Raw genomic sequence first — 22361 nt, 5'->3', positions numbered from 1 at the left:
GGTGGGACGGCCGACCGACCGGGACGATGATACTGGTCGATCTTCCCGGCGTCGGCCCGGCCGTGGCGGGGCCGGTGTGATAGCTCTGGTGGCATGTCGCAGGCCATGCTCGCCAAGGTGCGCAAGCTGCTGGCGAAGGCCGAGGACCCGGCCTGCACGCCCGAGGAGTCGGCCGCCTTCACCGCCAAGGCGACCGAGCTGATCGCCCGCTACGGCGTGGACCGGGCCCTGCTGGCGGCCCGCGACCCGACCACCGACCCGGTCGGCGACCGGGTGGTCGAGGTCGTCGCCCCGTACGCCCGGGACAAGGCCGGCCTGCTCGCGGCCGTCGCCGACCCGCTGCGCTGCCGCTGCGTGCGCCGCCGGCACGGCGACGGCTTCGCGATGCACCTGTTCGGCTTCGCCAGCGACCTGGAACGGGTCGACCTGCTCTTCACCTCGCTGCTGGTGCAGGCCGCGCACGGGCTGGCCGCCGCCGGGGTACCGGCGGGCGAGCACCCGGCCGCGTTCCGGCGGTCCTGGCTCGCCGGGTTCGCCCAGGTGGTCGGCGCGCGACTGGCGGCGGCGGAGGCCGACGCGGTCGCCGACTCGGGCGGCCCCTCGGTCGCGCTCGTGCTGGCCGACCGCTCGGACCGGGTCCAGCGTCGGGTCGCCGAGGTCTATCCCCGGCTGCGCACGGCCGCGCCGAGGCGGCTCGCCGGCACCGGCTTCGGCTCGGGCGCGGCGGCGGGTCGACGTGCGGACCTCGGCGGCCGGGGGGTGACCCCAGCAGCCCGGCCGGCACGGGGCCTCACCCGCTGACCGTCGCGCGGGCCGCTGTGGGGTTGACGCCGTTGCCGCAGGTCGTCAGCTGTCGTGGGGGTGCAGGACACAGGAGAGATAGCGGGTCAGCAGCTCGTGCCAGCCGGCCGTGAGGGCCTCCCGGTACCCCTCGGCGGCCGCGCCGTGCCGGTCGAAGTGCCGGTGCTCGACCTCCACCCGGGTCCACTCCGGGCCCTCGGGGAGGAACAGCACCTCCACCTCGCTGGCCCGCGCCGGGTCGGGGACGGGAACCCGGTCGGGCCCGATCTGCCAGACGAACACCAGGCGGCGGGGCGGATCCCAGGTGAGCACCCGGCCCCAGTCGGCGCGGAAGCCGTGCGGGCCGATCTCGTAGAGCATGCCGCCGGCGTGCGGCTCGACGCCCAGCTCGACCAGCTCGGCCGGCCCGGACCAGGTGTATTCCGGCACCCACCAGTCGGTGAGGGCACCGGTGAAGACCGCGAAGGCCCGTTCGGCGGAGGCGGGAACGAGGAGGCTGCTGCGCAGCGAGTATCGTGCGACGTCCTGCCGGACGGCTGTCGGACCGTCGATCTCCTGTCCCATAGGCCCGGACCATACCGGCTGGTGTCCTGGAGTGCAGCTTGCAAAGTGCCGGCTTGCGGACCCGTTGCGCCCGGATGTCGGACAGTAGCGCCGAGTGGTCGTGACGCCACGCCTTGCTGCCTCGCGCCGCAGCGACTCATGCTGCTTGTACGGACTCCCAGGGGTAGGGCATCGCCCGGAGTCGTTCGACGTGGGCGAGGTGACGCCGCTCGTGGTCACCGGCGGGCGGCGGCTTCGTCCGCCCAGCGCTGGACCTCCGCGATCCAGTCCTCGTGCTCGCTGCGCAGCGCGTCGTGGAGTGCCTGAACGTACGGGTCCATCGTCATCGGCCCTCCTCATCCCGAACCACTCGGCGTGGAATCCGCGAGCTATCCCACGGCTTTGAACAGGCCCAAGGTTGCGCCTGAAACTCCCAATCGGGCAAGCATGCTCTGCACGAGCTCCCGGAGGTAGGGGTACATGACTCGGTGACTGTGGGTCTGTCCCAAGGCCAGCGCGCGCTCATGGTCGGGCACGAGAGGCGATTCAGCCCTGAACTGAACAACTATGGATGCTTCTACGATTGCAGCCGCATCATCCGCGTCCTCGTCGCTGCCACCAATGGCAACCTTGGCGTCGTGCTTGAAGGTGAGACCTTCTTCGTCGAAGCGATGCGCCAGCATCAGGGTTACGTGCGTAGGCACATCTTGACCGCTCGGAATGTCAGGCGCCGACCGGTTTCTGATCTCACCAGCGGCTCGGTCGAAGGTGACGCTGACCAACTCCAACTGCCGAATCAGCTCGTCAGCCTGTTCGAACAGCTCTTCGTCGGACCGAGTTTCGCTCATCGTTGCCTATACCTTCGTGAAGGATGACGAGGAAGCCGTGTAGGTGACACTGGGGGGCGCGACCTTGGCCCCGCTCACGGTCAGCGTCGCGGATCGCGAGACTGACCGGTCCGGGCGGAAGGCGCTGTTGTGCAGGCCAGAGAAGCGGCGAACCAGCATCACGTTCAACACCCCGCCGGGCCGGACAATCCACCCATTCCGGTGCAGGGGTGACGGGATGTCGGGCAGGTGGGGGTATCCCGGCGCGTTGATGCCGCCATGTCGCCGACATGAAGTCGATCAACCCAGCCACGCCCCGCCGGACCGCACGCCCCGGGGTCCGTCGGTCACCCCGGCCCCGCCCCGACCCACGTTGCGCCCACGCCGGACCCGTCCCACGTCACCGCGAGTCAGCGGTACCTTGTCGCCAGCAACCAGGGCGGCACGGGCGGGAAGGATCTTGGGCGGGCAAGTGAATGAAATCGGTTCTGTTGATCTTTAGCGGTCCAGGCCGGGAAGTGTGTTCCCCGCGCATGCGGGGGTGAACTCGTCTGCAACGCGCCCAGGTCGGGCGAACCGCCGTGTTCCCCGCGCATGCGGGGGTGAACTTGGCGTGCAACCTACGTGCAACTAGCGGCGGTGATCATGGGTGCCCAGCGGTCAACCACGGACAGCGTTGATCGCTGCGACCCAGGCCACATAAGCAAGATCCCCACCTGCGTTTCCGCTGGTGGGGACCTCTGTAGCCCGGCGAAAGGCTATGTGGCCAGGGGCGGGGTCGAACCGCCGACCTTCCGATTTTCAGTCGGACGCTCGTACCAACTGAGCTACCTGGCCGTGCTGCTCGGCTCATCGTACCCAAGTGGCGGGATCGCCGCCGGCAGGGCACCTGCTCCGATACGCAGAACGCCGCGCATCTTACGCGCGGCGTCAGCGCTTGCGGTCCTGACGGGACTTGAACCCGCGACCTCCGCCTTGACAGGGCGGCGAGCACTCCGACTGCTCCACAGGACCTTGCTGGTGTTACCGGTGTTGCTCCGGCTTGCGCCGGTCGTGCCCCCAACGGGATTCGAACCCGTGCTACCGCCTTGAAAGGGCGGCGTCCTGGGCCGCTAGACGATGAGGGCGGCCCCGCCATCATTGCACACTCGCAACTTCTAGCGGACTTGCTCCCATCCGGCCCCGCCGGAGGCTTCGAAAGCATACGTGACGGTCGGCCCACGAAACAAATCGGTATGGCCGGTGGCACATCCAGCCGTAAACCTGCAGGTCATGGGCGGTCTAGCCGATCCGGGTGAGCCCGTAGCGCCGCTTCAGGTCGCCGATGAGGTGGGCGCAGGCGGCGACCGTGGCGGCCCGGTTGCCGCCCCCGTCGTGCATCAGCACGATCGAGCCCGGCTTCGTCGCGCCCATGACCCGCTTCCTGATCGTCGGGGCGGTGGGCTTCGCCCAGTCCTGCGGGTCGACGGCCCAGTGCAGCGATCGCATGCCGAGCTGCTTCGCCACCGTCACCACCTCCGGGGTCCACCGCCCGCCCGGCTGCCGGTAGAGGGTCACCTTGGCGTCGGGCGCGGCCGCCCGGATGGCGCGGTTGGTGCGCGTCAGGTCGGCGCGGATCTCGGCGACCGGCCGCCGGCCGAGGTCGATGTCGTGCCGCCAGCTGTGGTTGCAGAGCTGGTGCCCCTCGCGGGCGATCCGGGCGACCAGTTGCGGGTGCTTGCGCACCTGCGTGCCGACCACGCAGAAGGTGGCCTTCGCCCCGGCTGCCTTGAGCTGGTCGAGGATCTTCGGCGTCCAGGCCGGGTCGGGCCCGTCGTCGAAGGTCAACGCCACCGCCTTGCCGCCCGTGGTCCGGCGCAGCCCGGACGGGAGCTTGGTGGGGCGCGGGCGCAGCGGGGGTGGGGTGGTGCGGGTCGGCTTGGGGGCGACGGTCGGCTTGGGCGTCGGCTCCGCCGGGGGCGCGGTGGGTGTCGCCGGGGAGGCGGCGGCTCCCGGGCGCCGGTCGGTCGTCCGCTCGCCGCAGCCGGCAAGGAACAACGCAAGGCAGAGGCCGAGCACGAGAACTCTCCGTGCGCTCATCGTCACTCCGAGGGGTCGGGGGCCGTGGGCCACTCGACCGTAGTGGACGAAACGCGAACGGTGGCAGGGCGGTCAGTCCCCCGTCGACTGGTCCAGGGAGTCCCGCACGGCCAGGGCGAGCGAGACCGCCTCGGCCAGGTCGACCGGCCGGACCACCCCGGCCGGCAGCGAGTCGGCCCGCCAGCCGGGGCCGGCGGCCAGCACCAGCAGCGGGCGGCGCGGGCTGGCCAGCAGCGCGGTGAGCTGGGCCGGATCGGCGGTGGCCCGGATGTGCGACCAGACCACCACGGCCGCCGGGCCGGTGCGGTTGACCGCCTCGACCAGGGCCGCCGCCGGCACCCGGGCACCGAGCATCCGGTACGCGACGCCGGCCTCGGCCAGCGCGGCGGCGAGCGCCTCCAGCGGCAGGGTGTGCTGCTCCTCGTCGGCGCAGGAGAGCAGGATGCGGGCGGGGCCGGGGGCCGAGGAGGCGCGGGCGACGGCCGCGAACGCCTCCGAGACGCACCGCGATACCAGGTGCTCCACCTCGATGAGGCCGGCCGTGGCGGCGTGCCGCTCGCCGATGCCGACGAGCACCGGGCGCAGCAGCCCCTCCCAGGTGCCGACGACTCCGTCGGTGGCCAGGGCGTGCGCGATCGTCTCCCCGATCGCCACCGAGTCCAGCCGCATGGCGGCCCGGGCCAGCCCTCGGGCCGCCGGCCCGGCCCGGCCGACCGGGATGGTCTGCCCGCCGCCGTCGCGCCCGCCGCCCGGCCGGATCCGGTTGGCGACGACGGCGGACGGCGCGCCGCCCGGTCCCGTGGCGGGCACCTGCCGGGCCCAGCGGGCCGCCTCGGCCGGGGTGACCCCCTCGGCGGTGAGCTTGCGCATGATCTCCAGGCGCGCGAGATCGGCCGGCGTGTACCGCCGGTGGTGGCCCGGCAGGTGCTGGCTGGGGCCCAGGCCGTATCGCTGGTGCCAGGTGCGCAGCGTGGTGACCGCGACGCCCAGGCGGCGCGCCACGGCCCCCGCGCTCAACGCCTCATCGCCCACCCGACCGCTCCGCCGCCTCGTTCACCTCGTCCGCCGGGGGACCGGCCGGGGTCGCGTCGGGGCCGGCGGTGCCCGCCGGCCGGGACGGGCGTAGCAGGCGGTTCACCACCCCACCCAGCCAGGGGGCGTACGCCCGGGGGTCGACGTCGAGGTCGGCCTCCAGCGTCGCCGGGTCGACCCAGCGCAGCTCGGCCACCTCGGCCGGGTCAGGCCGCACGGGCAGGTCGGCCGGGACGTCGGCGCGCAGCACGTGGTCGTACTCGAACTCGACCCGACCGGTGGCCGGGTCCTCGGCGTAGTAGACGTACACGCCGGCCTCGGTCAGCTCGACGGGCCCGACGCCCAGCTCCTCGCCCAGCCGGCGGTTCGCAGCGGTCACCAGCGACTCGCCCGGCGCGGGATGGCCGCAGCAGGAGTTGGCCCAGCGCAGCGGGAACCGGGTCTTCACGGCGGCCCGGCGCTGCAGCAGCACCCGGCCGTCCGGGGCGACGAGCAGCACGGAGAAGGCCCGGTGCAGCCGGCCGGGCGGCTGGTGGGCGGCGGACACCGTCGCCTCGCCCTGCGCCCGGCCGTCGTCGTCGACCAGCTCGACCAGGTGTTCCTCACGCACGCTCACCGCACACCTCCCACTACTCGGGCGCTCACCGGCCGTCGCCCGTCACGCGGGCGGCGGCCAGCTTGCCGGAGATCAGGACCATGGGCACGCCGACGCCGGGCTGGGTGCCGGAGCCGACGAACACCACGTTGTCGAGCGTGCGGTGCAGGTTCGACGGGCGGAACGGGCCGGTCTGGAAGAGGCTGTGCGCGGACGCGAACGGGGTGCCGGCGGCCATGCCCTGCTCGGCCCACTCGGCCGGGGTGACCGCGCGCAGCACCTCGATGCCGGCGCCGAAACCGACGTACCCGCGCTCCTCCAGCGTCCCGACGAGCTGGTCGGTGTACCGGCGGGTGAGGTCGCCGCGCCACTCGAACGGGGCCCGGTCGAGGTTCGGCACCGGGGCGAGCACGTAGTACGTGTGCCCGCCGGCCGGGGCGACCGCCGGGTCGGTGCGACTGGGGTTGGTGACCAGCAGGGACGGGTCGGTCATCAGCTCCCCCCGCCGGATCACCTCGTCGAACGTGCCCTTCCAGGATCGTCCGAAGTGGATGTTGTGGTGGGCGATTTTCTCATAGCCCTGCCGCGAGCCGACGTGCAGCACCACGCACGACGGCGAGTAGGTCAACCGGCGTCGCCTGGTCGGCGGGAGCAGGTCCCGGTAGGCGACCGGAAGGTCCGGGTTGAGCACCACCACGTCGGCTCCGACGAACTCGCCGTCGGCGGTGACCACCCCGGTCGCCCGGCCGTTCGCGGTCTCCACCCGGGCGACCGTGGTGCCGTAGCGGATCTGCACGCCGTGCTTCTCGGCCGCGCCGGCCATCCCCCGGGAGACCGCGTGGATGCCGCCGCGCGGGAAGTAGACCCCGGCCACCGAGTCGAGGTACGCGATGACGGCGTAGATGGCCAGCGCGTCGTGCGGGGCGAGCCCGGCGTACATGGCCTGGAAGGAGAAGATCCGCTGGGTGCGCGGGTCGCGGAAGAACTGCTCGATCTTCGTTTGGAGCCGGCGGAACGCGCCGCCGGCCAGCAGCTTCAGCAGGTTGCCGGTGAGCAGGTCGGTGGGGGCGTCGAGGTTGCGTTCGATGAAGTCGGCCCGCTCGAGCCGCCACAGCTCGCGGGCGTAGTCGACGAAGCGCAGGTAGCCGTCGGCCTCCCGGGGCCCGCAGACCGAGGCGATCTCGGCGGCCATCCGGGTGGTGTCGGTGATGACGTCCAGCGTCGAGCCGTCCGGGTAGTACGCCCGGTACGCCGGGTCCAGCGGCATCAGCTCGACCCAGTCGCCCAGCTCCTCGCCGACCGCCCCGAGCGCCTCGGCGATCAGGTCGGGCATGGTGAGCACGGTGGGGCCGGTGTCGAACTCGTAGCCGTCGACGCCGAGCCGGCCGGCCCGGCCGCCCGGCACCGCCTCGCGTTCGAGCACGGTCACCTGCCGCCCGCTGCCGGCCAGGTGCAGCGCGCAGGCCAGCCCGCCGAGTCCCGCCCCGACGACCACCACCCGGTCCGTACGTCCGGTCACGGTGCGCACGCGACCACCTCCCTCACGAAGTTGCCCATCATGCCCGCCGCGCGGTGGCGGCGGTGGCGAGGCCCGTCAGCGCGGTGCGCGCGGTCTCGTCGATCGACGCGGTGTCGAGCGCGGCCAGCGCGTCGGCGACCCGGTCGGAGATCATCCGTTCGACCCGGGCGACCGCGCCGGTGTCGGCGACCAGCTCGGCGAGCCGGGCCACCTCGCGGGCGGCGGCGACCCGGCCGGCCCGCTCCAGCGCCCGGCGCTGGTTCGCGGTGGCGAGCTGCCGGGCGAGCATCAGCAGGGCGGTCGGCTTGCCGGTGCGCAGGTCGTCGCCGGCCGGCTTGCCGGTGGTCGCCGGGTCGCCGTAGACGCCGAGCAGGTCGTCGCGGAGCTGGAACGCCTCGCCGACGGCCAGGCCGTAGCGCGTGTACGCGGCGGTCAGCGGCCCGTCGGCGTCGGCGCCGGCCAGGGTCGCGCCGAACAGCAGCGGACGCTGGACGGTGTAGCTGGCGGTCTTGTAGCGGGCGACCCGCAGGGCCCGGTCCAGCGACCAGTTGGCCGCGTCGTTCTCGCCCAGGACGTCGAGGTACTGCCCGGCGACCGTTTCGACGCGCATCTGGTCGTAGCAGCGCCGGACGTCGAGCAGCCGGGCCGGCGGCACGGTGGCGTGCCCGAGCAGCCGGTCGGCCCAGACCATGCAGAGGTCGCCGACGAGCACGGCGACCGCCTCGCCGAACCGGTCCGGGTCGCCGGTGTGCCCGGCGGCGACGTGCCGGGCGGCGGCGGACCGGTGCGCCGTGGGCCGGCCGCGCCGGGTGTCGGAGGCGTCCATCACGTCGTCGTGCACGAGGGCGAACGTGTGCAGCAGCTCCAGGGCCGCGAGCGCCGGCAGCACCGCCGGCAGCGGCTCGTCCCCACCGGCGACCCCTCGCCAGCCCCAGTACGCGAAGGTGGGGCGCACCCGCTTGCCGCCGGCCAGCACGCAGTCGCGCGCCGTCGCGGCGAATTCGCCCATCGCCGAGTCGATTTCGGCGAGCGTGGAGACCTCGGCGGCGAGGAACCCCGCGAGAGTGTCGTCGACCCCCTTGACCAGGTCATTCGTGAACGCGGCCAGTACGCCGCGGACCGGATCGTCCGTCGCTTCCGGCTGTGCCGGCGCGACGCGGAGCGCATTACCCGCAACTGCGTCGTTGGCCATGTCGGCGAGCGTACCCTAGGGTTACGAGTTGCGTCGATTGCTGCGTCGAATCCGAGGAGGGCCGGTGGACGTCGACCTCACCGCTGCCTATGACCGCTGCCGCGAGCTGCACAGACGTCACGGCCGCACCTACTATCTCGCCACCCGCCTGCTCCCCGCTTGGAAACGGCGGCACGTTCACGCCTTGTACGGATTCACCCGGTACGCCGACGAGATCGTCGACCGCACCGAGGACCTGCCACCCGCCGAGCGGGCCGCCCGGCTCGACGACTGGTCGGCCCGCTTCCTGGCCGGGCTGGGCGGGGCCCAGGTCGACGACCCGCTGCTGCCCGCCGTGCTGCACACCATCGCCGTCTTCGACCTGGACCGGGCCGACTTCGCGTCGTTCCTGCGCAGCATGGCGATGGACCTGACCGTCACCGCCTACCCCACCTACGACGACCTGCTCGACTACATGGAGGGCTCGGCCGCCGTCATCGGCACCATGATGCTGCCGATCCTCGGCAGCTCCGACCCCGCCGCCGCCCGCGAGCCCGCCCGGCAGCTCGGCCTCGCCTTCCAGCTCACCAACTTCATCCGGGACGTCGCCGAGGACCTGGCGCGCGGCCGGACGTACCTGCCCGACGAGGACCTCGCCAAGTTCGACGTCACCCGCGACGACCTGTTCGCCGCCGCCGCCCGGGGCCGGGCCACCCCGAGGATCCGCGACCTCATCGAGTACGAGGTGAGCCGCGCCCAGACGCACTACGAGGCCGCCGCGCCGGGCGTGACCCTGCTCGCGCCTGCCTCCCAGGCGTGCATGCGCACCGCGTACGCCCTCTACGGCGGCATCCTCGACGAGGTCGCCGCCCAGGACTACGACGTGTTCACCCGGCGGGCGCTGGTGCCCCGGCGGCGGCGGATGGCGGTGGCGGGGCGGGCCCTGCTCACCCCCGCCGGCACCCCCGTCGTGGTCCCCGGCCCGGCCCTGACGCCCGCCGGCCGATGACGCGTACCGCGATCGTGTTGTTCACCCGCGACCTGCGGGTGCACGACCACCCGGCGCTGGCCACGGCCTGCGCCGCCTTCGACCGGGTCGTCCCGCTCTACGTGCTCGACCCGGCGCTCGCCGGCCGCTCGCCCAACCGGACGCGCTTCCTGCACCAGAGCCTCGCCGCCCTGCGCGACGCGCTGCGGGAACGCGGCGGCGACCTGGTGATCCGGCACGGCGACCCGGTGGCCGAGACGATCCGGCTGGCCGGCGAGGTGGGCGCCGAGGGGATCGGCCTCTCCGCCGACGTCAGCCGGTACGCCCGCACGCGGGAGCGCCGGCTGCGCGCCGAGTGCGAGCGGCACCGCCTGCACCTGCGACTCTTCCCCGGCCTCACGATCGTCGACCCCGGCGCGGTGCGCCCGGCCGGCGGCGACCACTACCGGGTGTTCACCCCCTACTTCCGGGCCTGGCAGGGGGCGCTGTGGCGGGAGGAGTCGGCCCCGCCCGACCGGGTACGACTGCCCGAGCGGCTGACGTCCGGGGCGTCGCCCGACGGCCTGCCGGTCGGGGAGCTGCCCGCCCTGCCGAAGGGGGAGTCGCCGCACGCCGTGCCGGGCGGGGAGGCCGCCGCCCGCAGCCGCCTCGCGCAGTGGCTGCCCACCGTCGACCGGTACGGCGACATCCACGACGACCTGGCCGGCGACGCGACCTCGCGGCTCAGCCCGTACCTGCGCTTCGGCTGCCTGTCGCCGCTGGAGCTGGCGAACCGGGCGGGTGAGCGGGCCGGCGATCCGGGCGGCGCGCGGTTCGGCCCGTTCGTCCGGCAGCTCTGCTGGCGGGACTTCTACCACCAGGTCACCGCCGCGTTCCCCGAGATCGCCACGAAGGCGTACCGGCGGGGGGCCACCGAGGACTGGCGGCACGACCCCGAGGCGCTCGACGCCTGGGCGCGGGGGCGTACCGGCCTGCCGATCGTCGACGCCGGGATGCGGCAGCTGCGCGCCGAGGGCTGGATGCACAACCGGGCCCGGCTGATCACGGCCGGCTACCTGACCAAGGTGCTCGGGCTGGACTGGCGCGAAGGGGTGGCGGTCTTCTCCCGCTGGCTGCTCGACGGCGACGTGGCCAACAACGCCGGCAACTGGCAGTGGGTGGCGGGCACCGGCAACGACAGCCGGCCGCACCGGGGGTTCAACCCGGTGCGCCAGGCGGGCCGCTTCGACCCCGACGGCGCGTACGTCCGCCGCTGGGTGAAAGGAGGGGCCCCTGGTTAACGCATTCTGGTGCACAAGGGACCCCTCCTGACAACCGGGCCCCGGCGCGGCAGCGCGCTCAGAGGCAGGAGTGCAGGGCCTCGACCAGCTCGTCGACGCGGTCGTGGTCGGCCAGCCGCGCGGTCGCGTACGCGAACACGTAGCCCCGCCCCGGGTCGGCCCAGGCGCTGCTGCCGCCGATCCCGCCCATGCCCCAGCTGCCGTCCGGCTCCCGCTGCATGCCCAGCGTCCAGCACGCCCGGCGGTCGAGCACCAGGTCCGGCCCGTCGTACTGGGCCCGGGTCGCCTCGGCGACCAGCTCCGGGCTGAACAGCCGCACCCCGTCCAGGGTGCCCCCGGCGAGCAGGCCGGCATAGCAGCGGGCCAGCCCGGCGGCCGTGGCGTGCAGGTTCACCGCCGGCACCTGCGCGCCCCGCCACAGCGGGCCGTTCAGCACCGCCACGTCCAGGCCGCCCGCCGGGTTGCCCAGCGCCGCCGCCCGCAGGGACCCCGGCTCGCCGAGCGTGCGGACCGGCCAGCCCGGATCGGCGTACGACAGGTCGGCGCACCGCCGCCGGTCGGCCGCGCCGAGCCCGAAGCCCAGGTCGAGCCGCCACGGGCCGGCGATCTCCTCGGCCAGGAACCGGCCCACCGACCGCCCGTCCACCCGCCGCACCAGCTCGCCCACGAGGTGCCCGTACGTCCAGGCGTGCTCGCCCGCGACGGTCCCCGGCGTCCATCGCGGCTCGGCGGCGGCCAGGTCGGCGCAGAGCAGGTCCCAGTCCGCGATCACGTCGGCCGGCCGGGGCACCGGGAACGCCGGCAGCCCGGCCGTGTGGCTGAGCACCTGGCGGACCGTGGCCGGCGCGCGGAACCCCGGCCAGTGGTCGGCGACCGGGTCGTCCAGGTCGAGCCGCCCCCGGTCGACGAGCAGGAGCAGGCAGAGCGCGGCCACCGGCTTGCCCACCGAGTAGACGTTGACCAGGGTGTCCGGCCGCCACGGGTCGCCGCCCCCGGCCGGCGGCACCGATCGGCCGGGCGGGACGGCGGCCCGGGAACCGGCGACGAGGTCGACGACCGGCGTGCCGTCGTACCAGATGGCGAGGCCGGCCCCGGTCTCCCGGCCGGCGGCGAACAGGTCGTGGAAGCAGTCCCGGACGGGGGCGAAGCGTGCGCGCATCCGGCCACGGTAGGGGCCCGGCGAGCCCCGGGGCGCGGGAATTCCGGGAGGCGGGCGAGGGCGGCCAGCGCTGGGCTTCCGGGAGGCGGCGACGGCCCGCAGCACCGGAACTGCACCTCGCGGTGGCCCACGGTCCTCCGGTGCGGAATGCTGGTCCGATGGCGGAACCGGAACTGGTGGACGTGGTCGTGCTCGGGCTCGGGGTCGGCGGCGAGGAGGTGGCCGGCCGGCTCGCCGAGGCCGGCCTGAGCGTCGTCGGCATCGAGCGGCGGCTGGTCGGCGGCGAGTGCCCGTACTGGGGGTGCATCCCGAGCAAGATGATGATCCGGGCGGCGAACGCGGTCGCCGAGGCCCGGCGGGTCGCCGAGTTCGCGGGCGAGGCCGACGTACGCCCCGACTGGGCCCCGGTGGCGAAGCGGATCCGCGAGGAGGCGACCGACAACTGGGACGACCGGGTCGCCGTGGAGCGGTTCACCGGCAAGGGCGGCCGGTTCGTGCGGGGCAGCGGGGCGCTCGACGGCCCCGGTCGGGTGCGCGTCGGCGACCGGGTCTTCCGGGCCCGGCACGGCATCGTGCTCGGCACCGGCACCCGGCCCTTCGTGCCGCCGCTGCCCGGGCTGGCCGACACGCCGTACTGGACGAACCAGCAGGCCATCGAGGTCGAGGAGCTGCCGGGCAGCCTGCTGGTGCTCGGCGGCGGCGCGATCGGGCTGGAGCTGGCCCAGGTCTTCGCCCGGTTCGGCGTCGAGGTGACCGTGCTGGAGGCGTCGGGCCGGGTGCTCGCCGTCGAGGAGCCCGAGTCCTCCGAGGTGGCCGCCGCCGCCCTGCGCGCCGACGGGGTGCGGATCGCCACCGAGGTACGCGCGGAGCGGGTCGACCACGACGGGCGGGCGTTCACCCTGCGGGCGGTGGGCGGGGCCGAGTTCACCGCCGAGCGGCTGCTCGTGGTCACCGGCCGCCGGGCGCACCTCGACGAGCTGGGCCTCGACACCGTCGGCGTCGACCCGGGCCAGCGGTTCCTCGCCGTGGACGACCGGATGCGCGTCGCCGACGGGATCTGGGGCGTCGGCGACCTGACCGGGGAGGGCGCGTTCACCCACATCGCCATGTACCAGGCGGCCATCGTGGTCGCCGACGTGCTCGACCACGTCCGGCGGGCGCGGGCCGGCGCGGACGCGAGCGGTGCCGCCAGCGCGGTCGGCGGCGCGGCGCACACGGAGGGCACCGGGATCGCCGGCGGGGTGCCGCACGCCGACTACCGGGCGCTGCCCCGGGTCACGTTCACCGACCCCGAGATCGGCGCGGTCGGGCTCACCGAACGGCAGGCCCGCGAGCGGGGCATCAACGTGCAGGTCGGGGTGAGCCGGCTCGACTCGTCCACCCGGGGCTGGATCCACCGGGGCGACGGGTTCGTCAAGCTGGTCGCGGACGCCGACCGGGGGGTGCTGGTCGGGGCCACCTCGGTCGGCCCGGCCGGCGGCGAGGTGCTGTCGGGCCTGGTGGTGGCGGTGCACGCGGAGGTGCCGCTGAGCCGGCTCCGGCACATGATCTACGCGTACCCGACGTTCCACCGCGCCATCGAGACCGCCCTGCGCGACCTGAGCTAGCCGGCCGGCACCCCCTCAGGCGGGGGCGCCGTGGCGGCCCGCACCGGCCGCGAAGCGCGCCGCCCCCGCCGTCGCGTCGGCCGCGAGGGACGCCGCGCCGTAGGCCAGCTCCACCGCGAGGGCGTCCGGCTCGGGCAGGTTCGCGCCGGCCAGCACCGCCGCCCGGTCGTTGCGCAGGCACGCCTGCGGGTGCCGGGCGATCTCGGCGGCCAGACGCTCGGCCTCCGCGCGGGCCGCACCCGGCGCGACCAGCCGGTTCACCAACCCCATCGCGTACGCCTCCTCGGCCGGGACCGGCCGGCCCGTGAGGATCAGGTCCAGCGCCCGGCTCTCGCCGATCAGCCTCGGCAGGCGGACGGTGCCGCCGTCGACCAGTGGCACGCCCCAGCGCCGGCAGAACACGCCGAGCACCGCGTCGGACTCGGCGACCCGCAGGTCGCACCAGAGCGCCAGCTCCAGCCCGCCGGCCACGGCGTACCCGGAGATCGCGGCGATCACCGGCTTGGACAGCCGCAGCCGCGTCGGGCCCATCGGGCCGTCGCCGTCCGGCTCGACCCGGTTGCCGCTCGGCGTGCCGATCGCCTTGAGGTCCGCCCCGGCGCAGAACGTGCCGCCGGCCCCCCACAGCACGGCCACCGCCGCCGCCGGGTCGGCCTCGAAGGCGCGGAACGCGTCGGCCAGGGCCCGGGCGGTGGGACCGTCGACGGCGTTGCGGGACGCCGGCCGGTCCAGGATCACCGTGGTCACCGCGGCGGCGTGCTCGACCCGTACCCCCATCGGGACAGCATGCCCTGCCCGGACGCCGACGCACCAGCGCGGGCGTAGCCACCCTGCCGGACGGCCACCGGTGTTCGTACTCCGTACATCGGCTTCGCACGGCGGACAGCCCGGCCCGTGGCGGCTTCTCTCGTCCTCTGTCGGCCGCCAGAATGCGCGCTGAAGGGCCACCGAACGTGTCGACGCGAACTCGTGCGGTGCCCGTCGCCCGTCGCCGTGGGCCCCGGGTGAGGTGAGGGTGAGGGACGCCGTTGGGCGCCACCGCCGCCGTGATGCGGGGAGATGCCGTGACAGGACGTACCGGGGCGGGGCCGTCCGCGACGAAGCGGGTCGACTGCGGCGACGAGGCATCCGCCGACCCGCCCGGGTCGTGGTCGCGGCTCGTCACGGACGATCCGGACGAGGCGCACCGCTGGCTGCTGGCGGCCTATCCGGAACACCGATTACGCGCGTTCGACCGCCGCGGTGGGGTCGTCTTCCGGGCCGCCCACGCGCGTTTCGGCTCGGCCAGCGTGGCCCGGGTGCGCTATCCGATGAACGCGGACAACGACGTGTCCACCCGGGACGTCGTCGGGGTGGCGGAGGTGCTCTCCGGTGGCTGGGGGGTCGACGTCGGGGCCGGGGAGGTGATGGCCGGAGCCGGTGACCTGCTGCTCGTGCCGCCCCGGCGGACCAGGGCGATCCTGCACCGCGACATGGAGGTCGTCGCCGTGGAGATCCCCCTCGCCGACGTGCGGCGGGTGGCGCAGGAGCGGTGTGGCCTCGCGCCGGTCGACCTGCGGTTCCAGGGGCTGTCGCCGGTGTCCCCGTCCGCCGCGCAGCTCTGGCGCAACACCACGCGCTATCTCACCCAGGTGGCGCTGCCGGGCGCCGCGTTCGGGGCCAACGCGCTGGTGCAGGCGGAGGCGACGGGCCTGCTGGTGGCCGTCGCGCTGGCGACGTTCCCCAACACGACGATGACCGAGGCGCCGTCGCGCGGCGCGGGGGCCGTCGCGCCGGCCGCGGTCCGTCGTGCCGTCGCCTACATCGAGCAGTACGCGGACCAGACCCTGACCGTGACCGACGTGGCGGTCGCGGCCGGGCTGGGCGCGCGGGCGCTCCAGCAGGCCTTCCGCAAGTACCTCGACACCACCCCGACGCGCTACCTGCGACAGGTACGCCTGGAACGGGTGCACACCGAACTCCAGGCCGCCGAGCCCGGCGCGGGCCTCACCGTGGCCGCCGTCGCCGCTCGGTGGGGCTTCGCCCACCTGGGCCGGTTCGCCACCGAGTACCGCCGGGCCTACGGGCGGCCGCCCAGCCAGACGCTGCGGAGCTGACCGGGCGCGAGAACCCCTCGGGCCTGGGAGGTGGCGCTCCGGCGTGCCGTTGCACTGTCCACCCGGGCCGGGTAGCTAGGCTCCCTCGTGACCCAGGGGGGTGAATTGGTGACTTCGGGTAGTCACGTCCCGCCCGCGCTCACCCGGTTCTCGACCAGCGACCCGGCAGAGGCGGCGCACGTCTACGAGACCGCGTACGGCCGCAGCGTGCGGCTGGCCGCCGTGCCGACCGGGCTTCCGCTCCGCCACGACCGGTGGAACGCCGGGGCGTTCTGCATCGACGACATCAGCATCGCCCTCGACCTGCGGGTGAACGCGGAACCACTCGGTTACGTCCTGCTCGCCGCCCCCCGCCGGGGGTGCTTCGGGCGCCGCTGCGACGGCGTCGACGAGCTGGTCGGCCCCGGCGAGATCGCCGTGCTGTACCAGCCCGACCTGCCCGGCTCCTCGTGGTCCAGCGACCTGGACGTGACCTGCGTCCTGCTGGACCTCTCGCTGATCGACCAGGTCGCCCGCGCCGATCCGGACCGGCCGCTGGCACCCCTGCGGTTCGTCAGCTTCCGGCCGATCCGCGCCGACGCGGAGTGGCGGTGGCGGCAGACCGTCCGGTACGCGGAGTCGGTCATGGCCGCCGGCGGCGCGCCGGGCGCGTCCCCGCTCGTGCTCGGTGGCCTCGGCCGCCTGCTCGCCGCGGCGACGCTCGCCGCGTTTCCCAGCAACGCCCTCCGGGAGGACCGGCCGTGCGACCGGGCCGACGCCCACGCGGGGACCCTGCGCCGGGCGATCGCCTTCATCGAGTCCACCGCGGGGACCGACATCGGCCTCGTCGACATCGCCCGCGCCGCCGGCACCACCCCCCGCGCGGTGCAGCTCGCGTTCCGCAGTCAGCTCGGCACGACCCCCCTGGCCTACCTGCGCCGGGTGCGACTCGACCTGGCCCGCCAGGAACTGTCCCGGGCCACGCCCGGCGACGGCACCTCCGTGGCCGCGACCGCCGCGCGCTGGGGATTCGCCGACCCGCGCCGCTTCGCCGCCCGCTACCTCACCACGTACGGGGAACTGCCCGGCCGGACGCTGCACCGCTGACGCGGGTTAGCATCGCCGGCGGCACGATCATGCGAGGTGCCCCGCGGGTGCGGGGAGAATCGGGAAGCCGGTGTGAATCCGGCACGGGCCCGCCGCGGTGACCGGGGAGCCACCGTCCACGCGCGAGGAGCGCAGCCACTGGCCGTGCGGCTGGGAAGGCGGACGGGCAGGCGTCGATCCGGGAGTCCGAAGACCGGCCTCGCGTCGACCGCCCACCCGCTGGGTGGGCCGAGCGCAGCGGGAGCCTGCCTGTGGAACTCTACGACGCCATCCACCGCCGCCGGGACGTCCGGGCCCAGTTCACCGGGGAGCCGGTGCCGGCCGACGCCCTGCACCGGATCCTCGACGCCGCGCACGCCGCGCCCAGCGTCGGCTACTCGCAGCCGTGGGACTTCGTCCTGGTCCGGGACGCCGCCGTCCGCCGCCGGTTCTACCGGCACGTGCAGGCCGAGCGGGCCACGTTCGCCGCCACCCTGGACGGCGCGGCGGCCGAGCGGTTCGCGCGTATCAAGATCGACGGGGTGCTGGAGTCGACGCTGTCGATCGTCGTCACGTACGACCCGGAGCGCGGCGGCCCGGCCGTGCTCGGGCGGCACTCCATCGCCGACGCCGGCCTCTACTCGGTCTGCCTGGCCATCCAGAACCTCTGGCTCGCCGCGACCGCCGAGGGGCTGGGCGTCGGGTGGGTCTCCTTCTACCGGGAGCCGTTCCTCGCCGAACTGCTGGGCGTGCCGGCCGGCATCCGGCCGGTGGCCTGGCTCTGCGTCGGGCCGGTCACGCACCTGGAGACCGTGCCCGACCTGGAGCGGCACGGGTGGCGGCGACGCCGGCCCCTCGCCGAGGCGGTGCACCACGACCGCTGGCCGCAACGGGTGACCGACCGACCGAACAGCTAATTCAGGTACGTCTATGTGGCGGCTAGGCTGGCGTAGCGCTGAGTCATCACTTAGCTACGTTGGGAGGAGTTCCATGCGTACCACCGTCAAGGTCCTGGCCGCGTCCGTCTTCGCCGTCCTGGGCCTCGCCGCCGGTGCCACCCCGGCCCTCGCCGCCGCCCCGGCACCCTTCTGCGAGTCCGGCGCGTCGCAGTTCTACTGCGACGCCAGCAGCGCCGGCACGACGACCTGGAGCATCACCTGGTACTCCGGCAGCGTCGGCACCTTCACGACCGCCGGGTCGACCCTCTTCGCCACCTGCCCGGCCAGCAACCTCGGCCACCCGGTGCGTGCCAGCTACAGCTACTTCGACGGCAGCACGACCCAGTACAGCGGCACCACCCAGTTCATCTGCCGCAGCGGCCCCTGGCTGTAGCCGGCCCCGTCCGGCGTACGCGCGACCCACGCGTACGCCGGACGCCCGGCACGGCTGCCCGGTTTGCGACCGCTTCTGCCGGGAAGTCGGACGGAATGCGGGCACTCTTGACGAAACTCGAACAGGCTTCGGCCCTGGACCGGGCCGGCGACCGGCTGCAGCGCGGCGTCCAGGCCACCCTGCGCCCGCAGCGGGTCCGCGACCTGCTGCACGGCGTCTTCATCGGCCACCCCCTGCACCCGGCGCTGGTGCAGGTGCCGGTCGGCTCCTGGATCAGCGCGGCCGTACTCGACCTGATGCCCGGCCAGCGCCGGGCGGCCACCGCCCTGGTGGGGCTGGGCACCGTCAGCGCCCTCCCGGCGGCGATCGCCGGCCTGAACGACTGGGCGGCCCTCTCCCGGGAGCAGCGCCGCGTCGGGCTGGTGCACGCCGCCGCCAACGCCGTCGGCCTGACCCTGTACGCGGGTTCGCTGGCGGCCCGGCTGCGCGGGCGGCACGGGACGGGGCGGGCGCTGGCCTACCTCGGGCTGGGCGCGGCGAGCGCGGGGGCATACCTCGGCGGGCACCTCGCGTACAAGCAGGGGGCGCAGGTCAACCAGAGCATCTCCGAGCTGCACCGGATCGGCGAGGGCTGGCACCCGCTGGCGGACATGGCCAACCTGCCCCAGCGGAAGCTGGTCACCCGCGAGGTGGACGACGTCTCGGTGATCCTCTACCGGCACGGCGACGAGGTCACGGTGATGCTGGAGCGCTGCCCGCACCAGAGCGGCCCGCTCGGCGAGGGCGAGGTCACCGAGATCGACGGACACGCCTGCGTCGTCTGCCCGTGGCACGGGAGCGCGTTCCGGCTCAACGGAGGCGAGGTCATGCACGGGCCGTCCGGGAACGACCAGCAGATCCTGCCGACCCGGGTGGTCGACGGGGTCCTGGAGGCGAGGCTGCCCTGAGGCCGGGCCCCGCCGGGCCTGGCCGGGCCCGGTCCGGCCTGGCGGGGACCGCCGGACCGGGCCGGCGGCGTGGCCCGGCCGGACGGGCTGGCCCGCCGGCCCGCCGCCATGTCGGCGACATGGCGGTTTCCCTGGCACCGGATGCCCCCATGTCGGCGACATGGAGTCGATCATGCGCCCCCCGGCCCGCCCGGCCCGCCCGGCCCGCCCGGCCCGCCCGGCTTGGCCTGGCCCGGCTTGGCTTGGCCTGGCCCGGCTCGGTGCCGTGCCTCGGCTCGGGGGTCAGTCCCGGCGGTGCCGGCCGGTGACGAGGGCCCGTGCGCTGCTGGTGGCCCTGGCGACCGCCGGCCGGCGGCGTAGCCCGAGGACGGCCCCGATCTGCGCCCCGACGATGCTGGCGACGGCGAGCACCGCCGAGACGGCGAGCGGCCGGTTCATCTGGTCGCCCGCGCTCGCCCGGGACGCTCCGGCGGCCATCGCGGGCTGCGGCCCGGAGGGCGGCTGGGCGACCTGCTGGGTGCCGTGCGACGAGCCTCCCGCCGACGAGCCGGCCGGCGGCTGGGCGGCGGAGGGGCCGGGGGCGGGACGGGTGGCCCGTGGCGAGGTGGGCGAGGGCGGCGTGGGCGAGGGCTGGGCCGCACCCGGTGCGGCCGGCGCGTCGGCGGCGGGCGGGGTGGCGGGTGCCGACGGCGGCCGGGGGGTGACCGTACCGCCGGGGGCGGGCGTCGTGGGCCGGACCACCAGCTTCCCGGTCGCGTGCCTGCGGGCCCCGGTGTCGTGGACGCCGTCGGGCAGCGTGATCAGCTGCCCGGGGCGGATGCGGTCCGGGTCGCCCAGCCGGTTCAGCTTCGCCACGTCCCGGTAGCGGTCGAAGTCGTCGAGGTAGCGCTCGGCGACCTCGCCCAGGTAGTCGCCCTTGGCGACCCGGTACACCGTCGGTTCCGCCTCCTGCCGGAGGTCGGCCGCCGTGGCGGCCGTCGGCGTCGTTGCCCGGGCGTCGACCACCGGCAGCGCGGCGACCGGGCGGGCCGCCGGTGCCCCGGCGACGGCGGCGGGTGCGGCGGCGGGATACGGGCCGGACAGCACGGTGGCCGCGCTGGCGGCGGCCGGACTCGCCGCGATGATCAGGGCCACCGAGCCGACCAGCGCCGCGGCGGCGCGCTGCTGCCGGCTCATCCCGGGCAGCCGGGGTGCCGGTCGGCGCAGCGTCTGCGCGCCCAGCTCCACGAGCACGGAGAAGGCGAACGTGGCCCAGCCGAACCAGCCGACCAGGGCCAGCGCCCGCAGGAAGAGCTGACCGTCGTCCCGGCTGGTCAGCGTGGCACCGACCTCGGCGAGGCTGGGCAGGTGGTCGGGCAGCGGGTTCCCGGCGAACGCGATCAACGCCACCGGCCCCCCGACCAGCACGGCGATCAGCACGACCAGCGCGCCGAACCCGGTGAGTACCTGCCCGACCCGCCGTGCGGCGGAGCGACCCGGTGCGGCCATGGCGTGCCTTCCCTTCCTAGGAGCCCTCGGTGAGGGCGCGTGCGGTTGCCTCGCCGGAGACGGTGACGGCGTCACCGAAGCCGAAGAAGCCGAGCAGGTAGCGGTCGTAGGTGACGGTGACCTGGACGCGGATGAGCTTCTCCCCGTCGACGACGGGGAACTCGACGCTGTGGTCGGTGGCACCGGCGGCGGCGAGGTAACTCGTCACCGCCGCCCTGGCCGCCGTCTCGTCGATCTCCTTGCGGCCGCCCTGGATGGCCTTCGCCCGGTCGATGGACTGGCCGCCGGTGCGCGCCGCCTCGGCGGCCAGGTTGTCGGCCAGTTGCCGGGAGCGGAGCTGCCCGGCGCCGTCGAAGGCCAGGCCGATGATCGCGAGGACGCCGATCATCGCCGCCGCCAGGAACAGGCTGACCCGGCCCTCGTCGCCGCGCCACCGGCGCCCCGGGCCGGCGGCGGGGGTGGTGGCCCGGCGCTCGTTTGGACCGTCGGCGGGGGCGGTGTGCACAGCTCCGCCGGGGGCGCGGGCGGTCACGACCGGCTCCGGTAGCGGTCCAGCGGGGAGGTGAAGCTGGCCGAGATCGTCCGGCTGCCCGCCATGTCGGGCAGCAGCGCCAGGTCGATGTCGGTGAAGGTGACCGTGCAGGTGACCTGCACCGTCACGGCGGCCGTCGTGCCGGGGCCGCTGTCGAACGCCTCGGCGAAGCTGACCGGCGAGCCGCCCACCGAGCCGCGCAGGGTGAGCGTGGGCTGGCCGGCGCAGTTGGCCCGCTGCCAGTCGAGTTGGCTCTGCGCGGCGGCCAGGGCCCGATCGCGCGCGGTCTCGGCGTCCCGGGAGATGGACGCGGCGCGGGCGGCGTCGTGCGCCGCCGACTGGACCGCCTCCTGCGCGATCGCGGTACGCCCGGCGACGCCGGCCAGCACCATCAGCCCGATGAACGCGGGGGCGAGGACGGCCACCTCGATGGCGACCGAGCCGCGCTCGGCTGCGGGGCGACGGCGGCGGCTCATCCGGTCGTCCACCGTTCGACCGTGCCGTGCGCGGTCTGGCGCACCGGGAAGCTGACGCCGGGGATGACCGACAACGAGTCCCCGCTGACGGTGCAGGTGACCTCGGCGAGGGTGGTGACACAGGCGGGCCCCGGCTGGTCCCAGCCGACCAGCCAGTCCCCGGCGGCGGTGAGGAAGTCGACCGCCCGCGCCTCGCCGGCCCCGGCGGGGGCCTCGTACAGGCGTTGGGCGTTGACCGCGCTCTGCGCGGCGTTCAGTGCGGTGGCGCGGGCGACGAACCAGGCGGCGACCTGGATCGAGGCGAAGAGCAGCACGAGGATCGCCGGCATCACCACCGCCAGCTCCACCGGGTTGGCCCCCCGGTCCGCCCCGCCCCCGGTGAGCCGCCGCCGGGCCGCCCGGCCCAGCCGTACGCCGCTGGTGAGCTGCCGCTGGGCCCGCCGGCCGAGCCGTACGCCGTCGCCGAGCCGCCACGGGGCCCGCCGGCCGAGACCGGCCCCTGGCCGGGGCGACCCGTGGCGGCGCAGGCCGGCGGGCCGGTCGGCGGGTGCCGACCGGCTCCGGTCCACGCGGGTGGGGCGGTGGGTCATTACGGTGCCGTCGGGTCCTGGTGGGTCGGGATGTTGCTCATCCAGTCGTTGGCCCTGGCCAGGGCGAGCGCGGTTACCGCCATCGCCACGAAGACCAGCCCGAAGATGATCACCGCAGTCGGGACGGGGCTGTCGCCCCGCTCGCCGTCGCGGCGCAGCTCGGCCAGCCGTGTCGTCAGCGCGACGTGCAGGTAGGTGATGAGGTGCATGAGATGCTCCTTCGGAGGGGGAGGG

Annotated in this window: 23 protein-coding genes, 3 tRNA genes and 1 riboswitch; of the genes, 9 read left to right on the top strand and 17 right to left on the bottom strand. The window is 75.0% G+C overall.

Going from position 1 to position 22361, the window contains the following annotated elements:
• Positions 1 to 93: 93 nt before the first annotated feature.
• A complete protein-coding gene (locus tag LPU61_RS18720) occupies positions 94 to 801 on the top strand; it encodes a DUF2786 domain-containing protein (protein ID WP_043961235.1) in 708 nt (235 codons plus the stop codon).
• Between the two features lie 45 nt (positions 802 to 846).
• On the opposite strand, the gene LPU61_RS18715 is transcribed toward LPU61_RS18720, so the two are convergent.
• The 10 genes from LPU61_RS18715 to LPU61_RS18670 all read right to left on the bottom strand — a co-directional run bounded on the left by LPU61_RS18715 (position 847) and on the right by LPU61_RS18670 (position 8588).
• Entirely contained in the window at positions 847 to 1365 is a 519-nt protein-coding gene (locus tag LPU61_RS18715; protein WP_043961236.1) for an SRPBCC family protein, read from the bottom strand.
• A 368-nt stretch (positions 1366 to 1733) separates the two neighbouring features.
• A complete protein-coding gene (locus LPU61_RS18710) occupies positions 1734 to 2192 on the bottom strand; it encodes a hypothetical protein (protein WP_043961237.1) in 459 nt (152 codons plus the stop codon).
• Between the two features lie 742 nt (positions 2193 to 2934).
• Positions 2935 to 3008, bottom strand: a tRNA-Phe gene (locus tag LPU61_RS18705).
• 103 nt (positions 3009 to 3111) lie between these two features.
• Positions 3112 to 3185 (bottom strand) — tRNA-Asp (locus tag LPU61_RS18700).
• Between the two features lie 40 nt (positions 3186 to 3225).
• Positions 3226 to 3298 (bottom strand) — tRNA-Glu (locus tag LPU61_RS18695).
• A 154-nt stretch (positions 3299 to 3452) separates the two neighbouring features.
• Positions 3453 to 4250: a polysaccharide deacetylase family protein gene (locus LPU61_RS18690; protein ID WP_043961238.1), complete on the bottom strand. Its 798-nt coding sequence runs from the start codon at positions 4248 to 4250 to the stop codon at positions 3453 to 3455.
• Positions 4251 to 4322: 72 nt separating this feature from the next.
• A complete protein-coding gene (locus tag LPU61_RS18685) occupies positions 4323 to 5282 on the bottom strand; it encodes a MerR family transcriptional regulator (RefSeq protein WP_043961239.1) in 960 nt (319 codons plus the stop codon).
• Positions 5272 to 5898: an isopentenyl-diphosphate Delta-isomerase gene (idi, locus tag LPU61_RS18680; protein WP_229405636.1), complete on the bottom strand. Its 627-nt coding sequence runs from the start codon at positions 5896 to 5898 to the stop codon at positions 5272 to 5274. The genes LPU61_RS18685 and idi overlap by 11 nt, the downstream gene beginning before the upstream one ends.
• 25 nt (positions 5899 to 5923) lie before the next feature.
• Positions 5924 to 7405, bottom strand: a complete 1482-nt coding sequence (gene crtI, locus LPU61_RS18675; RefSeq protein ID WP_043961241.1) for a phytoene desaturase family protein — start codon at positions 7403 to 7405, stop codon at positions 5924 to 5926.
• A 28-nt stretch (positions 7406 to 7433) separates the two neighbouring features.
• On the bottom strand, positions 7434 to 8588 hold the full coding sequence (locus tag LPU61_RS18670; protein ID WP_043961242.1) for a polyprenyl synthetase family protein: 1155 nt from the start codon (positions 8586 to 8588) through the stop codon (positions 7434 to 7436).
• Between the two features lie 64 nt (positions 8589 to 8652).
• Between LPU61_RS18670 and LPU61_RS18665 the strand changes: the two genes are divergently transcribed.
• Together LPU61_RS18665 and LPU61_RS18660 are read left to right on the top strand one after the other, a co-directional pair.
• Complete coding sequence (locus LPU61_RS18665) at positions 8653 to 9576, top strand: phytoene/squalene synthase family protein (protein WP_043961243.1); 924 nt, start codon at positions 8653 to 8655, stop codon at positions 9574 to 9576.
• Positions 9573 to 10835, top strand: a complete 1263-nt coding sequence (locus tag LPU61_RS18660) for a deoxyribodipyrimidine photo-lyase (protein WP_043961244.1) — start codon at positions 9573 to 9575, stop codon at positions 10833 to 10835. Before LPU61_RS18665 ends, LPU61_RS18660 begins: the two co-directional genes overlap by 4 nt.
• Positions 10836 to 10893: 58 nt before the next feature.
• On the opposite strand, the gene LPU61_RS18655 is transcribed toward LPU61_RS18660, so the two are convergent.
• Positions 10894 to 11994 carry a serine hydrolase gene (locus tag LPU61_RS18655; protein ID WP_229405635.1) on the bottom strand — a complete coding sequence of 367 codons (1101 nt, stop codon included), beginning with the start codon at positions 11992 to 11994 and terminating at the stop codon, positions 10894 to 10896.
• A 158-nt stretch (positions 11995 to 12152) separates the two neighbouring features.
• Between LPU61_RS18655 and LPU61_RS18650 the strand changes: the two genes are divergently transcribed.
• Positions 12153 to 13601 carry an NAD(P)/FAD-dependent oxidoreductase gene (locus tag LPU61_RS18650; protein WP_229405634.1) on the top strand — a complete coding sequence of 483 codons (1449 nt, stop codon included), beginning with the start codon at positions 12153 to 12155 and terminating at the stop codon, positions 13599 to 13601.
• 15 nt (positions 13602 to 13616) lie between these two features.
• On the opposite strand, the gene LPU61_RS18645 is transcribed toward LPU61_RS18650, so the two are convergent.
• Complete coding sequence (locus LPU61_RS18645; RefSeq protein ID WP_043961247.1) at positions 13617 to 14378, bottom strand: crotonase/enoyl-CoA hydratase family protein; 762 nt, start codon at positions 14376 to 14378, stop codon at positions 13617 to 13619.
• Positions 14379 to 14665: 287 nt separating this feature from the next.
• Between LPU61_RS18645 and LPU61_RS18640 the strand changes: the two genes are divergently transcribed.
• From LPU61_RS18640 to LPU61_RS18620, 5 genes are all read left to right on the top strand, one after another.
• Positions 14666 to 15697: an AraC family transcriptional regulator gene (locus LPU61_RS18640; RefSeq protein WP_229405633.1), complete on the top strand. Its 1032-nt coding sequence runs from the start codon at positions 14666 to 14668 to the stop codon at positions 15695 to 15697.
• A gap of 108 nt (positions 15698 to 15805) precedes the next feature.
• Complete coding sequence (locus LPU61_RS18635) at positions 15806 to 16783, top strand: helix-turn-helix domain-containing protein (protein ID WP_229405632.1); 978 nt, start codon at positions 15806 to 15808, stop codon at positions 16781 to 16783.
• Between the two features lie 17 nt (positions 16784 to 16800).
• Positions 16801 to 17000: riboswitch (cobalamin riboswitch) on the top strand.
• A 34-nt stretch (positions 17001 to 17034) separates the two neighbouring features.
• Complete coding sequence (gene bluB / locus LPU61_RS18630) at positions 17035 to 17679, top strand: 5,6-dimethylbenzimidazole synthase (RefSeq protein ID WP_229405631.1); 645 nt, start codon at positions 17035 to 17037, stop codon at positions 17677 to 17679.
• 73 nt (positions 17680 to 17752) lie between these two features.
• Positions 17753 to 18094, top strand: a complete 342-nt coding sequence (locus tag LPU61_RS18625; RefSeq protein ID WP_229405630.1) for a hypothetical protein — start codon at positions 17753 to 17755, stop codon at positions 18092 to 18094.
• A 95-nt stretch (positions 18095 to 18189) separates the two neighbouring features.
• The gene (locus LPU61_RS18620; RefSeq protein ID WP_229405629.1) at positions 18190 to 19041 is read left to right on the top strand and encodes a Rieske 2Fe-2S domain-containing protein; all 852 of its coding nucleotides are present in this window, start codon (positions 18190 to 18192) and stop codon (positions 19039 to 19041) included.
• Between the two features lie 282 nt (positions 19042 to 19323).
• On the opposite strand, the gene LPU61_RS18615 is transcribed toward LPU61_RS18620, so the two are convergent.
• The 5 genes from LPU61_RS18615 to LPU61_RS18595 all read right to left on the bottom strand — a co-directional run bounded on the left by LPU61_RS18615 (position 19324) and on the right by LPU61_RS18595 (position 22336).
• The gene (locus LPU61_RS18615; RefSeq protein WP_229405628.1) at positions 19324 to 20529 is read right to left on the bottom strand and encodes a LysM domain-containing protein; all 1206 of its coding nucleotides are present in this window, start codon (positions 20527 to 20529) and stop codon (positions 19324 to 19326) included.
• 16 nt (positions 20530 to 20545) lie between these two features.
• Positions 20546 to 20917, bottom strand: coding sequence for a hypothetical protein (locus LPU61_RS18610; RefSeq protein ID WP_229405841.1), 372 nt, complete (start codon positions 20915 to 20917; stop codon positions 20546 to 20548).
• A 140-nt stretch (positions 20918 to 21057) separates the two neighbouring features.
• Complete coding sequence (locus LPU61_RS18605; RefSeq protein ID WP_043963704.1) at positions 21058 to 21537, bottom strand: TadE/TadG family type IV pilus assembly protein; 480 nt, start codon at positions 21535 to 21537, stop codon at positions 21058 to 21060.
• On the bottom strand, positions 21534 to 22127 hold the full coding sequence (locus tag LPU61_RS18600) for a TadE/TadG family type IV pilus assembly protein (protein WP_374199692.1): 594 nt from the start codon (positions 22125 to 22127) through the stop codon (positions 21534 to 21536). Before LPU61_RS18600 ends, LPU61_RS18605 begins: the two co-directional genes overlap by 4 nt.
• Positions 22127 to 22336 (bottom strand): hypothetical protein, encoded by a 210-nt coding sequence (locus tag LPU61_RS18595; protein ID WP_043961253.1) that lies wholly within the window; start codon positions 22334 to 22336, stop codon positions 22127 to 22129. The genes LPU61_RS18600 and LPU61_RS18595 overlap by 1 nt, the downstream gene beginning before the upstream one ends.
• Between the last annotated feature and the right edge of the window lie 25 nt (positions 22337 to 22361).

The organism is Micromonospora sp. NBRC 110038 (assembly GCF_020884815.1).
In the GTDB taxonomy this organism is placed as follows: domain Bacteria; phylum Actinomycetota; class Actinomycetes; order Mycobacteriales; family Micromonosporaceae; genus Micromonospora; species Micromonospora haikouensis.
Note: the sequence above shows the minus strand (reverse complement) of the source record. Positions and strands in the feature narration are given on the sequence as shown.